The organism is Nostoc sp. CALU 1950 (assembly GCF_051172895.1).
In the GTDB taxonomy this organism is placed as follows: domain Bacteria; phylum Cyanobacteriota; class Cyanobacteriia; order Cyanobacteriales; family Nostocaceae; genus Nostoc; species Nostoc edaphicum_A.
In genome coordinates, this window is record NZ_JBDNJQ010000052.1 from 34356 (window position 1) to 46879 (window position 12524).

Genomic DNA, 12524 nt, shown 5'->3' on the forward strand with positions numbered 1-12524 from the left:
GACTACTAGTTAAACAGTCATAATCCACTCACAGAATAATCTTCTAAATGCTTTGGTAGCTTCCAATTAACTTTCGGATCTGGTTGATGTTTTACTGGTTCAGCATTTCCGCGCCAAGCAGCGCCCATAATTTGCATAGTTTGGTAAATGATTGTGTTCCAACCTTTTTCCTTTAAGTAGTCTAAACCTTGTGCTACATCAGGGGAAGTTAAATCATGGAACAAAATTAAAGCATCATCCTCTGCCAATGGTTCACAAACAATCGTATCATTGAGTGGAGCCTGTGCTTCATGGTCGCCATCAATGAAAATCAATGACCACTTGCGTTGTAATTGTTTAGCTAACTCCTCTACCTTTTGTGGACTATAACCGGCTACTAAATTAACTGAGTCGATAACACCAGCAAGTCGTAAAGAAGTACTTACATTTTCATAAACATCTTCTCTGGCTAAAGCCGGATCAATTACATCTAATTCCACTCCGCCTAATGCCAGATGACACGCAGACCAACCCCGCAAACAACCAATTTCTAAAGCTTTTTTTCCAGCAAATTTGAGTGCTGTGTTATATAAAATATGCGTCTCATCTCGATTCAGGAACCCTATAAATGGCTCATCTTTATCCACATACCAGTTATGGGGAATCTCTCGACGTAAATAAGACCAATAGCAATTATTGAGGTCTCCAATAATCATATTGGGGAAAGATGAATCAGGATGAACTACCTCAAAATCGGGTGAAATATAGTCCCAACTAGACAATGAGATATTTGGAACAACTTCATTAGTTTTTGTCATTATTTCTTTTTCTCCAAAGATTCATTATGTACTAGTTTTGTTAGCTTTACCAATTAAATTACGTAATTGCAGGATTAACAGTAACACACTATGGTTCAATAGTTAATACTGAGATCAAGTCCAATGTCAGCAAAAGGTAATCGCCTCTAAGAGGTTGTTTGAAAAGTCCTTTTGTCGGTATCAAAAGTTTTAGATCCCCCTAAATCCCCCTTAAAAAGGGGGACTTTGACTCCAGTTCCCCCCTTTTTAAGGGGGGTTAGGGGGGATCAAAAGTGCCTAAAGTTACAGAGAGAAACTTTTCAAACATCCTCTAATGCTGCACTGCGGTAATTAGAGACATCTAGGCGCGGGAGAAAGTAAGGCGATGCCTATGGCGGCAAGCAACGCAGGGCTTTTACTAAATGTGAATCTACCCCACCAAGCTGTACTAGATTTAGTGTAGAGAAACAGAAAATCTTCTTTGTATAATCTATGAACTGTCAGTATAGATAGATTCCAAAATAGCTTATAATGCCTAAGTCATCCTCCTTATGAAAATTTTTTGAGTGATTTACTTGTATGCCCAAACAATATGTACCTAACGTATTCTTAAAAATTGAAGATTCACAGTTATATGCAATTTTTGCTTGGAGTCAGCGAACAGCAGAAATTGTTACATCCAAATCGTGGCTGACAATCCTAGAAATATTCGTTCACGAACATTCACTAGAGAATGCTTACCAAATCTTTCAAAAAGTTAAATACGCTTCCACAGCAGATAAGGTAATTCAGGAATTAGAAGAATATGAACAACTTCTTCAAGATGCGATCGTTTTTTTAGCAGATGGCAGCCTGACAATTTTTGGTAAAGGCTTTCGGAGTTTTATCGAAAAGGAAATGCAATTTGAACTTGGTTCATTAAGTAGAGAAACTTACCAAGTCCTGCCACAATTATTTTCTAAATATAAATTAGAAGATGACCTAGAATCTATTGAAAATATAGAAGACTTTCGTAAATTAGTAGAACACTTAGAAAACCTTGGTTTCCTATCTCCTGCGACAGGTTCAATAGATTGGGGTGATTTGAAAAAAGCAGTTCCCATTTGTCAAGCTTTTGGGTTGACAAGAGGAAAACCTGTCGATAGATACTATCTCAGCAAATTTCTTGAAGAAATTCAAACCCAAATCGGGGGTAATATCTTAGAAATAGGAGGAACACCAAAAGATAAAGATTTTTATAAAATTAATCCAGGCGCATCATATCAGATTCTCAACTTAGAAGCAGGCCCAGGAGTAGATATAGTTGGGGATGCTCACGATGTATCCGTTATCAAACCAGAATCTCTTGATTCAGTGATAATTTTTAACGTCTTAGAACACTGTTATGCTCCCTGGGTGGTAGTGGAAAACATTTACACTTGGCTAAAACCTGGTGGTAAATGTTTTGCAATGGTGCCAAGTGCGATTAGAGTTCATGCTACTCCTGTTGATTATTGGCGTCCTTTACCTGATGCTTTCGCCTGGATGTTTAGAAACTTTTCACAACAGAAGTTGTATGTCTATGGCAATCCTACCACTGTCATAGCTAGTTACCACGGAATAGCCGTAGAAGAACTAACATCTGAAGAACTAGATGCTTATCATCCAGATTATCCCGTTGCAACTTGTATTTGGGCTGAAAAGTAAATTTAAAAGTGTGAGGAGAAATTAAATTATTTATTTATGAAAATTGCTCTTGTTGCTTGGGGTTATATTCCTAAACCTCCCCTATCACATTCTGTTTTAACTGTGATAAATGAATACAAAAACTTTTTAGAAAAAATTGGACATCAAGCCGATATCATAAACGAGAAAGATGTTAACGAAGTCATAGAATATATTAATAATAATAATTATGATTTTGTGCATTTACACGCCTACAGTTTTGTGAGCGAATTTAATCGGAACCTTAAACAGAAGTATTGTTTTACCTGCCATGATGGTTATTTGTTTAAAACAGATAAATGGAATGAAGAATTTAGAGAAGCATATCAACATTATTTCAATGCACCTGGGATAATTGCTCTTTCTCATTTAACAAAAGATTTTTTACTGAAAGCAGGCTATTCTGGATACATATCAGTGCAAGTGAACGGTATTGATACTCAGAAAGTAAGTTTTCAAGATAAAGGGAATAATAAAGCTATTTGTTTAGGTTGGATTCAACCAAGAAAACAGCAGAAATTACTGGCAAAAATCATAGATGGAAAGATTGGAATAGATTTTGTTGGTCCTCTAGATGATCCTGATTTTGTTGAAGGAAAAACGACAAAACATTTAGGTGTATGGAGTTTAGAACAAGTTTATTCTCGGCTCACAGATTATAGCTGTTTAGTTTTAATTAGTGAAGGAGAAGTAGCACCACTCGTCGTATTAGAAGCAATGGCAGCAGGCTTATGTATTGTTGTTTCTGAATCTGCTAGCGCCAATTTACATCACAAAGAATTCATAAAAATTTTGCCAGATAATATTTTAACTGACACCACACCAGAAGCTCAACAAATTGTTACCGATACAATTAGCGAGATGATTGAGAAAAACCAATATTATCGCCAAGAAATTTTAGAATATGTTCGAGAGAACTTTGATTTTAGCCGGATAATTTATAATTATAATGATATTATGCACGAATTTATAAAATTACACAGCTAAGGAGTAATTTTTTAACCTGCTAATAAGTTTGTTATGTTCAACACAGCTTAATACTTTACTCCTCAATAATTAAAAATCCCTCTTTTGTTAGTGGGCTTTTTGGGTTAACAATACGATGATGATTTAACAATGGAAACTGTAGTTTTTGATTTCAATTATGAAGTATCAATTATCCTCTGTACCTACAATCGAGCAAAATATCTAAACAATTGTATTGATAGTGTAATTGCTCAAACTTTTAAAGATTGGGAACTGATTATAGTTGATGACGGCAGCCAAGATAATACTTTTGAAATTGTCAATCCTTATCTTCAACAATTTCAAAATATTCGCTATTTGAAACATCAAAATAGGAAGCTATGGTATGCTAAAAATGCTGGTATTCAAGCATCTTTCGGCAAATATATAACATTCCTGGATAGTGATGATGCTTACAAAGTCAATCACTTGGATGCGCGAATTGAATATATGAAAGCTAATCCAGAAGTTGATTTGATTGAAGGTGGATTCGCAACAGAAGAAGAGATTTTGGTTGCAGATTATTTTCAACCAGGTAAAAAAATTAATCTCCGAGAATGTGTTTTAGGGCCAACATTTTTTGGGAAAAGACAGGTATTTTTTGAGGTGAAAGGATTTAATAATATTGCTTATGGAGAGGATACAGACTTTTGGTATCGGGCAGCTAAAATATTTAGAACCGAAAAAGTAACCGAACCCGAAACTTATATTTACACAAGAGCAGAAACTAGTATTACCAAAAGTGTTTTAGAGAATATTTCTTAATCTGACTAAATACCTGGCATGAAGATAATCCTTTTTCCATCCAAAATCAGCCATTATTCTCGCCGGGTCATTGCTTCTATTTGGCAGATGTTACTTCTAGGGATTGTCCTAAGTTCGTTTATTATATTTTTATCTGGTTGTCAGGGACTAGGACAGAAGGATGATGGAGTAATTCATTTGACTCTTTGGCAAGCAATCAATCCCCCTACTAATCGGGATGTGTTTGAAAAACTGGTAGACAAATTTAATCAGACTCATCCTGATGTAAAGGTAGAATCTGTCTTTTTAGCTCAACCCCAATTGCCGAAAATATTAACAGCGGTTGTGGGTAATGCGCCTCCAGATATCCTGGCATTTTATCCACAAATTACAGGTCAGTTAGCAGATTTAAGGGCAATTATATCTTTAGAAGATTGGTTGGAAAAATTGCCCATAAAGTCAGAAATTAGCCCTAACTTACTTGAAGAATTGCAATTAGACGGTCATCTTTGGTCAGCCCCATTGTATACAAGCAATATAGGCATTTTTTACAGACCTAAGCTTTTTAAAGCTGCGGGAATTACGCAAACACCTAAGACTTGGGAAGAATTGAGGGAAGTTGCCAAAAAACTGACTATAGACCGCAATGGCGACAATCGACCGGAACAGTACGGAATTGTACTGCCTTTAGGAAAGGGAGAATGGACTGTTTTTAGCTGGTTCCCTTTTTTATTGAGCGGTGGGGGAGAAGTATTAAAAAATAAGCAGCCGGATTTAACGAACCCTGGAGCGCTGAAAGCCTTACAATTCTGGCAACAGCTATTAACAGATGGTTCAGCAATGCTTTCTTCTCCAGAACGGGGTTACGAAGAGGATGCTTTTATAGCGGGTCGCGTTGCTATGCAAATTACGGGCCCTTGGACTTACATCACTAAATCTAAAGTTGATTACGACGCATTTCCTATACCTGCAAATGTTGGTCAAGCTACGGTTACAGGTGGCGGAAATATGTATGTAATGAAGACTACACCAGCCAGAGAACAAGCCGCACTCAAGTTTTTAGCGTATGTTTTGAGTGAAGAATTCCAAAAAGAATGGAGTATCGGCACCGGTTTTTTACCAGTTAATCTTAAAGCTGCTCAAAGTGAGGCTTATCAGCAATTCATCAACCAAAAACCTTGGTTAAAAGTGTTTATGGAACAAATTCCTCTGGCTGGCGCTCGACCGATTATTGCTGGATATAGCCGTCTTTCTGACAGTCTTGGTCGAGCTATCGAGGCGACATTGCTAGGTGAGTCTCCTGAAAAAGCACTCAAAATAGCACAAGAGCGTTTAGAAACTATTTGGGATAGCAATTAAATGAAACTGGGTAGCCCGTGGTATCCTCTGAGGTGCAGTGGCTTGAGTACATAATTAATTAGTAGCATTCGTAAGAATTCCCACAAGTACTCGCACTAATTCTTCCAAACCTTCTGGAACGCGATAAAGTTTGATATCTTGCATGATTCGTTTATCTTGGCGATAAAATATCCCAAATCGCCAATCTTCTCCATTTGTTACAGCACCATACAAAGTTGGAGTTTGAGAATCTGTCCATTGGTCCAGTGCTATCAATTCAATTGCAAGTTGAGTAAAGCCCCGGCTTAAATCGGATTGCTTGGCTTCAACTACTAACAGTGAATTGGAAGATGAAATATAGTAATCAAAACTTCCTTTGAGTTGTTCGCTAACATTAATGGGATATTCAATGTTCAGTTGAGTTTGCGTTTGGTCGCAAATTTCCAACAAAATAGGAGCAATTAAAACTTCACGTTTTGCAGCCTCACTGATAGGGTTGACGCGCATTATATTGCGCCGTAAGTAACGCTGCAAAAACTCTAAATAGTCAATTACGCCTGAATATTGTGGTAGTTGTAGCGATGCGCGTTCGTAACTACATCCCAGTTCCGCCAAGATGTCTGCTGGGGTATATGGTAATTCAAAATACTTACTAAATGTATAACTTTGACCGGGTTGGAGAATGCGCGGGCGAGTCATAAACATTAAAATTAATGGAATATATCGACAAAAGTCAGGGAGAAACTTCAGTTTTGCGATGTACATTTCTTTTCAATGTACACAAACCAATTGCTGGGATGGCTCCCAAAATTATAGCTGTAAGCCCTTGTCCACTCCAATATAATATGGGAGTTCGGTAGGTTTCTGGGATCAAATTTTGCATAAGGAAAAGCAACCAAACCAAAATAGTAATCAAGAAAAAAGAGATTGAGGGTAAAAAATTCCACCACCAAATACTGGCTGTATATCGCCTCAATACCAGCCATTGGCAAATCCCTAGCCAAATTCCAGAGATGATATATGCGATCGCAGACAAAAATCCTAAAATCAAAGTATCTTCAGGAGATGATGAGGCAATCGTTGAAATGTAGTTAATCCAGGCTGTAGAAACGCCATTGGCAATCAGCCAACCAACGGTAGTAGCAAATAGCCACTGCATACCTGGTAAATATCGGTAAAGAACAAGGCTCTGGTCAGAAGCAAAAATCACGGCAAATACAATGTTACTGAGACTTCTGACCACAATGCTCCAGGTTTGTGGTTGGATAGCAACGCTAGATGAGAGACTTTGAAGAATAATTTTCTCTAAGGCGATACTGGCAACGCCACCCACAACCCATCCGATGAGGGTCATTAAGGTAAATTGAATAAAGAAGCTCTGTCGCTGCGATCGCGGAATCAAAAACTTTCCTGGATTAAGCTCATTATTAGCAGATGCAAGATGATCGGGACTGTTAGAGTCAGTTTGCATAGGAAGTTAAGGGAGTGAGGGAATAGGGATATCAGGGAGATAGGGGAGCAGGGGGAGAATAACTAATGCCCAATGCCCAATCCTCAATTAAATATTGATTCTTGTTTTACCCTATTTCTCACTCGCTAGTCCCTATTTTCCACTCACCACTCCCTTTTTTTTGATTTTTGCCTTGTTGTACTAGTAGTCTGTCAAATAAATTCATTTTGACGGTTAGAGAGACGCGATAAATCGCCGTCTCTACAGGGAATTTATCCGTCAATTAGTTCTTGACATAATACTAGTTATCTAATGTTTCGCAACAAACAATTTGGTTGAATACAGCTTTTTTGCGAACTCTTTAATATTTCCGTTTCATTCTGGCGGTAATTACTGTTTATAGGTGTTCGCTGAGAACCATGCAATTTGGAACAGGATATTTTGTAAAGAAAGATTGCAAATAATGCTTTATTAATTTACTAACTTACTCAAAATTGATAAAGAGCGAATCAAACCACTGTGCGGAGTCACTCACTTTTTCCTGATAACCTAATGGAAAAACGTAATCCCAGAATGATAAGCTAAACAGTGGCATAAAGTAGGATGAAATAATAAATGGGTGTTTATTCAACGACTCCTCATCTCTTACGGGCTGCTCGTGGTGAAGTAGTAGATCGTCCCCCTGTATGGATGATGCGACAAGCGGGACGATATATGAAAGCATATCGAGACCTAAGAGATAAGTATCCTTCGTTTCGCGATCGCTCGGAAATTCCAGAAGTGGCAATTGAAGTTTCCTTGCAACCGTGGAAAGCCTTCCAACCAGATGGAGTAATTTTATTTTCTGATATTGTCACCCCATTACCTGGTTTGGGCATTGACATGGATATTGCCGAAGGTAAGGGGCCAATCATTCACTCACCCCTCCGCACTCAAGAACAAATTGATCTTCTGCATCCCTTAGAACCAGAAGCAGCTTTACCATTTATCAAGACAATTTTGCAAGCGCTACGTTCTGAAGTAGGCGATAAGTCAACAGTGTTGGGCTTTGTGGGTGCGCCGTGGACGTTAGCAGCTTATGCGGTGGAAGGAAAAGGTTCTAAAACCTATTCCATCATCAAAAACATGGCATTTTCAGATCCGACGATATTGCATCAACTGTTAGCTAAATTAGCAGATGCGATCGCGATCTATGCCCGCTATCAGATTGACTCTGGTGCTCAAGTTATCCAAATGTTCGACTCTTGGGCGGGTCAATTGAGTCCTCAAGATTATGACACCTTTGCTCTCCCCTATCAGCAGAGAGTTTTCCAGCAAGTCAAGCAAACCCATCCCGATACACCTTTGATTTTGCTAGTTAGCGGTAGTGCAGGTGTGTTGGAAAGAATGGCACAATCTGGCGCTGATATTGTCAGTGTAGACTGGGCTGTGGATATGGCAGACGCACGAGCCAGATTGGGTAAACAAATGAAAGTTCAAGGAAATCTTGACCCAGGCGTGCTATTCGGCTCTAAACAGTTTATCCGCGATCGCATTCTCGATACCGTTCGCAAAGCTGGTAATTGGGGTCATATTCTCAATCTTGGTCATGGTGTATTACCAGAAACTCCCGAAGAAAATGTCGCTTTCTTCTTTGAAACGGCGAAGGAACTTAATCTTGCAGGAGTTAAGAATTAGGATTTATGAGTTATGAGTTATGAGTCAGGAGTTATAAACTATAAAGTTATCAGTTGCGAGGTGCAAAGTTATCTTTTATTCTTAACTCCTCACTTCCAACTCCTCACTTTATTAATAACTCCTGATTCGGAACTTTTAACTTTATTCTTAACTCTTTAGTTGTAACTCCTAAATTTTGAAAAATTTTCTATGAGCCAGAAACGAATTTTAGTGACTGGTGCAAGTGGTTGTGTAGGTCATTATTTAACAGAAGCCTTAATTAAAGAAACAGATCACGAACTGTATCTACTAGTTAGGAACCCAAGCAAACTGCAAATTGATACCAAGGTACGTTCAGGTATCAACGTTTTACAAGGTGATATGCAAAATATTCACCAGTTTGCCGATTTGCTATCCACAATTGATACAGCGGTACTCACAGCCACAGCTTGGGGTGGTGATGAGACATTTGATATTAATGTCGTTAAGACAATAGAATTGCTCGAACTGCTAGATCCAGAACGTTGCCAGCAGGTGATTTATTTTTCCACAGCTAGCGTTTTGGATCGGTATAATCAACCATTAAAAGAAGCCGGAGAAATTGGGACAGATTACATCCGTTCTAAATATGAGTGCTTAGAGAAAAAAGAAAAATTAGCGATCGCACCCAAAATTACCACAGTATTTCCCACTGTAGTATTGGGCGGTGATGCGAATAAACCCTATTCTGCTGTCACATCTGGCATTCCAGAAGTGACGAAATATATTAATGTGATTCGCTTTTTGGAAGCAGATGGCAGTTTTCACTTTATTCACGCACGAGATATTGCCACTGTCGTGCAATATTTAATCGATTATCCTCCCGAAAATGATCAACCACGTCGGCTTGTTTTAGGTCAAGCAAAGTTAACTGCTAATCAAGCAGTGAAAGAAGTTTGTGCTTATTTGGGCAAAAAGATTTACTTTCGCATTCCCATATCTATAGCATTGGCTAATTTGATTATTGTTCTGTTCCGTATTCGGATGGCCGCTTGGGATCGGTTTTGCATGAACTATCGGCATTTTACTTATGAAAAATCCATCAATCCCGATAGTTTCGGCTTGCCAAATTATTGTGCAACTATGAGCGATGTTTTAAAAAATAGTGGTGTTGAAAAGGCTAAAAATAGGTTATAATCTGTGGCTTTTGACAACGTTTGTAAAATATTAGCAGAAACCTATCCTACGGATTTTGCGCGTTGGCTGCTAACAGTCGAACCGCAAAAAATTAAAGTTTTAAAAACAGAATTAAGTATTGAACCAATTCGGGCTGACTCTGTTACATTTCTGCAAACAGAAAATCGCATTTTACACCTTGAATTTCAAACAACAACAAGGTCGAAAACATCGATTTCTTTACGGATGTTGGATTATTTTGTCAGATTGATGCGTCAATACAAAGTTCCTGTAACGCAGGTAGTTATTTTCTTACAAGAGACAAATAACGAAATCGCATTTACTGAAGAATACGTCAGTGAAACTACAAGCCATCGCTATCGAATTATCCGAATGTGGGAACAGGATTCGGCATTATTTCTCGATAATCCGGCATTATTACCCTTAGCACCATTAACTCAAACAGACTCACCACAAGGGTTATTATCGCAGGTTGCCCAGAGTGTTGCTAAAATTTCGGATAGGAGAATTAGGCAGGATATTGCAGCTTATACAGAGATTTTAGCAGGTTTGAAGTTTGAGAAAGATTTAATTCAGCAATTTTTACGAGAGGATATTATGCAAGAATCAGTTATTTATCAAGATATTTTGCAGAAGGGAGAACAAAAAGAAGCCCTGAAATTCTGTATGTCTTTACTTGATGAACGCTTTGGAAAAGTTGATTCGTCAACTAGTGAGCGAGTTAAAATTTTAAACAAAGAACAGCTAGAAGCTTTAGGTAGAGCTATTCTCAGAATTTCATCAATATCTGATTTAGTGACTTGGCTAGACCAGCAAGAAAGTAATTGAACAATTACCTCTTTCCCCTCTGCTCTCTGCTCCCCAGTCCATCCCATTTGAGGTAAAAATACCAATGTCAAAATAAAACAACTTTAATAAAAAGTCAATAACTCTTTATTTTCGTTAGAGTGGGATAACAATCAAAGTGTGAGGATTGATACTACATGCGAATCTTGTTAATGTATCCAATATTTCCCAAAACCTTTTGGTCTTATGAAAAAATCTTGGAGTTAGTCGATCGCAAGGTTTTATTACCACCTCTAGGTTTAGTAACAGTGGCGGCGATTCTGCCCCAAGAATGGGAATTTAAGCTGGTTGATCGCAACATCCGCCCAGCAACAGAAGAAGAATGGGCATGGGCAGATGTAGTAATTCTCTCCGCGATGATTGTCCAGAAACAAGATTTACTTGACCAAATTCAGGAAGCAAAAAAACGTGGCAAGCTAGTCGCAGTTGGCGGCCCATACCCCACCTCTGTACCTCATGAAGTTGAAAATGTTGGCGCAGATTTTCTGATTCTGGATGAAGGGGAAATCACGCTACCCATGTTTATTGAGGCAATCAAAAGAGGAGACACATCTGGGACTTTCCGCGCCACAGAAAAACCTGATGTCACAAATACACCAATACCCCGTTTTGATTTATTAGAATTGGATGCTTATGACATGATGTCGGTGCAGTTTTCGCGTGGGTGTCCCTTCCAGTGCGAATTTTGCGACATTATTGTTCTCTACGGGCGCAAACCTCGCACCAAAACCCCGGCACAACTTTTAGCAGAGTTAGATTACCTCTACGAATTGGGTTGGCGGCGGGGTGTGTTCATGGTGGATGACAACTTCATTGGCAACAAGCGGAATGTGAAATTGTTGCTGAAAGAGTTAAAAGTCTGGATGGCAGAACACAAGTACCCCTTCAAATTTGACACTGAAGCTTCAATTGACTTGGCACAAGACTCAGAAATGTTGGAGTTGATGGTTGAGTGTGGTTTCGCGGCGGTGTTTTTGGGAATCGAAACGCCGGATGAAGATAGTTTGCAAATGACCAAAAAGTTTCAAAACACTCGCAGTTCTCTAACTGAGGCAGTGCAAACCATCATCAAAGCGGGATTGCGCCCAATGGCTGGGTTTATTATCGGCTTTGATGGCGAAAAAGCAGGTGCAGGCGATCGCATTGTCCGCTTTGCAGAACAAGCAGCAATTCCTTCAACTACCTTTGCCATGTTACAAGCGTTACCTAACACTGCGCTTTGGCATCGCCTGAAAAAGGAAGGACGATTACGGGAAAATCAAGATGGCAACATCAACCAAACAACATTGATGAACTTCCTGCCCACCCGTCCTCTGGAAGAACTTGCACGAGAATATATTGAGGCATTTTGTACTTTATACGACCCAGTACAGTACTTAGATCGCACTTATCGCTGTTTCTTGATGATGGGTTTGCCAAGTTGGAAAGCGCCAGCGAAAATGCCAGAGTGGATAGTTGTGAAAGCGTTGCTAATTGTGATTTGGCGACAAGGAATCAAACGGGAAACCCGCTGGAAATTCTGGCATCATTTGTTTAGCATTCTCAAGCGGAATCCTGGAGTTTTTGAGCATTACCTCGCTGCTTGTGCCCACAACGAGCATTTTCTAGAGTATCGCCAAATTGTCCGCGATGAAATTGAAAGTCAGCTGGCTGAGTATTTAGCACAAGGTGTAGAAAAGCCTTATGTGCTAGTGAATGAGAAAGCTGAGGAAAAAGCTGAAGCAGCAGTAAGTTAAGGTAATGGATAATAGTCCCAATACGGTTCGGTTAAGGCAAAAGACGCGATGAATCGCCGTCTCTACAATAATCGGTCTTTTGTAGAGACGGCG

General features: G+C 39.0%; 11 protein-coding genes. 8 read left to right on the top strand and 3 right to left on the bottom strand.

What is annotated here, in order from left to right:
* Positions 1–17 precede the first annotated feature (17 nt).
* Positions 18–797: a class I SAM-dependent methyltransferase gene (locus tag ABF638_RS16015; protein WP_435023772.1), complete on the bottom strand. Its 780-nt coding sequence runs from the start codon at positions 795–797 to the stop codon at positions 18–20.
* Between the two features lie 558 nt (positions 798–1355).
* On the opposite strand from ABF638_RS16015, the gene ABF638_RS16020 reads away from it, so the two are divergent.
* From ABF638_RS16020 to ABF638_RS16035, 4 genes are all read left to right on the top strand, one after another.
* Positions 1356–2462, top strand: a complete 1107-nt coding sequence (locus ABF638_RS16020) for a class I SAM-dependent methyltransferase (RefSeq protein WP_435023774.1) — start codon at positions 1356–1358, stop codon at positions 2460–2462.
* Between the two features lie 36 nt (positions 2463–2498).
* Positions 2499–3467: a glycosyltransferase gene (locus tag ABF638_RS16025; RefSeq protein WP_435023776.1), complete on the top strand. Its 969-nt coding sequence runs from the start codon at positions 2499–2501 to the stop codon at positions 3465–3467.
* 129 nt (positions 3468–3596) lie between these two features.
* Positions 3597–4250 carry a glycosyltransferase family 2 protein gene (locus ABF638_RS16030; protein WP_435023778.1) on the top strand — a complete coding sequence of 218 codons (654 nt, stop codon included), beginning with the start codon at positions 3597–3599 and terminating at the stop codon, positions 4248–4250.
* Between the two features lie 18 nt (positions 4251–4268).
* On the top strand, positions 4269–5588 hold the full coding sequence (locus tag ABF638_RS16035; RefSeq protein ID WP_435023780.1) for an ABC transporter substrate-binding protein: 1320 nt from the start codon (positions 4269–4271) through the stop codon (positions 5586–5588).
* A 54-nt stretch (positions 5589–5642) separates the two neighbouring features.
* On the opposite strand, the gene ABF638_RS16040 is transcribed toward ABF638_RS16035, so the two are convergent.
* Both ABF638_RS16040 and ABF638_RS16045 read right to left on the bottom strand, forming a co-directional pair.
* Entirely contained in the window at positions 5643–6266 is a 624-nt protein-coding gene (locus ABF638_RS16040; RefSeq protein ID WP_435023782.1) for a hypothetical protein, read from the bottom strand.
* A 34-nt stretch (positions 6267–6300) separates the two neighbouring features.
* Positions 6301–7038, bottom strand: a complete 738-nt coding sequence (locus ABF638_RS16045; RefSeq protein WP_435023784.1) for a hypothetical protein — start codon at positions 7036–7038, stop codon at positions 6301–6303.
* Positions 7039–7632: 594 nt separating this feature from the next.
* Here ABF638_RS16045 and hemE point away from each other — a divergent pair.
* The 4 genes from hemE to ABF638_RS16065 all read left to right on the top strand — a co-directional run bounded on the left by hemE (position 7633) and on the right by ABF638_RS16065 (position 12431).
* The gene (gene hemE, locus ABF638_RS16050; RefSeq protein WP_435023786.1) at positions 7633–8694 is read left to right on the top strand and encodes a uroporphyrinogen decarboxylase; all 1062 of its coding nucleotides are present in this window, start codon (positions 7633–7635) and stop codon (positions 8692–8694) included.
* A 189-nt stretch (positions 8695–8883) separates the two neighbouring features.
* Positions 8884–9849 (top strand): NAD-dependent epimerase/dehydratase family protein, encoded by a 966-nt coding sequence (locus ABF638_RS16055; RefSeq protein WP_435023787.1) that lies wholly within the window; start codon positions 8884–8886, stop codon positions 9847–9849.
* A 3-nt stretch (positions 9850–9852) separates the two neighbouring features.
* Positions 9853–10677 carry an Rpn family recombination-promoting nuclease/putative transposase gene (locus tag ABF638_RS16060; protein ID WP_435023789.1) on the top strand — a complete coding sequence of 275 codons (825 nt, stop codon included), beginning with the start codon at positions 9853–9855 and terminating at the stop codon, positions 10675–10677.
* 155 nt (positions 10678–10832) lie between these two features.
* A complete protein-coding gene (locus ABF638_RS16065; RefSeq protein WP_435023790.1) occupies positions 10833–12431 on the top strand; it encodes a B12-binding domain-containing radical SAM protein in 1599 nt (532 codons plus the stop codon).
* Positions 12432–12524 lie beyond the last annotated feature (93 nt).

What these genes read in the sequence shown, in the direction of transcription:
- ABF638_RS16030 (WP_435023778.1), top strand. Translation starts at nt 3,597, where the DNA reads ATGGAAACTGTAGTTTTTGATTTCAATTATGAAGTATCAATTATCCTC.
- ABF638_RS16035 (WP_435023780.1), top strand. Translation starts at nt 4,269, where the DNA reads ATGAAGATAATCCTTTTTCCATCCAAAATCAGCCATTATTCTCGCCGG.
- ABF638_RS16040 (WP_435023782.1), bottom strand. Translation starts at nt 6,266, where the DNA reads ATGACTCGCCCGCGCATTCTCCAACCCGGTCAAAGTTATACATTTAGT.
- ABF638_RS16015 (WP_435023772.1), bottom strand. Translation starts at nt 797, where the DNA reads ATGACAAAAACTAATGAAGTTGTTCCAAATATCTCATTGTCTAGTTGG.
- ABF638_RS16025 (WP_435023776.1), top strand. Translation starts at nt 2,499, where the DNA reads ATGAAAATTGCTCTTGTTGCTTGGGGTTATATTCCTAAACCTCCCCTA.
- ABF638_RS16020 (WP_435023774.1), top strand. Translation starts at nt 1,356, where the DNA reads ATGCCCAAACAATATGTACCTAACGTATTCTTAAAAATTGAAGATTCA.
- hemE (WP_435023786.1), top strand. Translation starts at nt 7,633, where the DNA reads ATGGGTGTTTATTCAACGACTCCTCATCTCTTACGGGCTGCTCGTGGT.
- ABF638_RS16045 (WP_435023784.1), bottom strand. Translation starts at nt 7,038, where the DNA reads ATGCAAACTGACTCTAACAGTCCCGATCATCTTGCATCTGCTAATAAT.
- ABF638_RS16055 (WP_435023787.1), top strand. Translation starts at nt 8,884, where the DNA reads ATGAGCCAGAAACGAATTTTAGTGACTGGTGCAAGTGGTTGTGTAGGT.
- ABF638_RS16065 (WP_435023790.1), top strand. Translation starts at nt 10,833, where the DNA reads ATGCGAATCTTGTTAATGTATCCAATATTTCCCAAAACCTTTTGGTCT.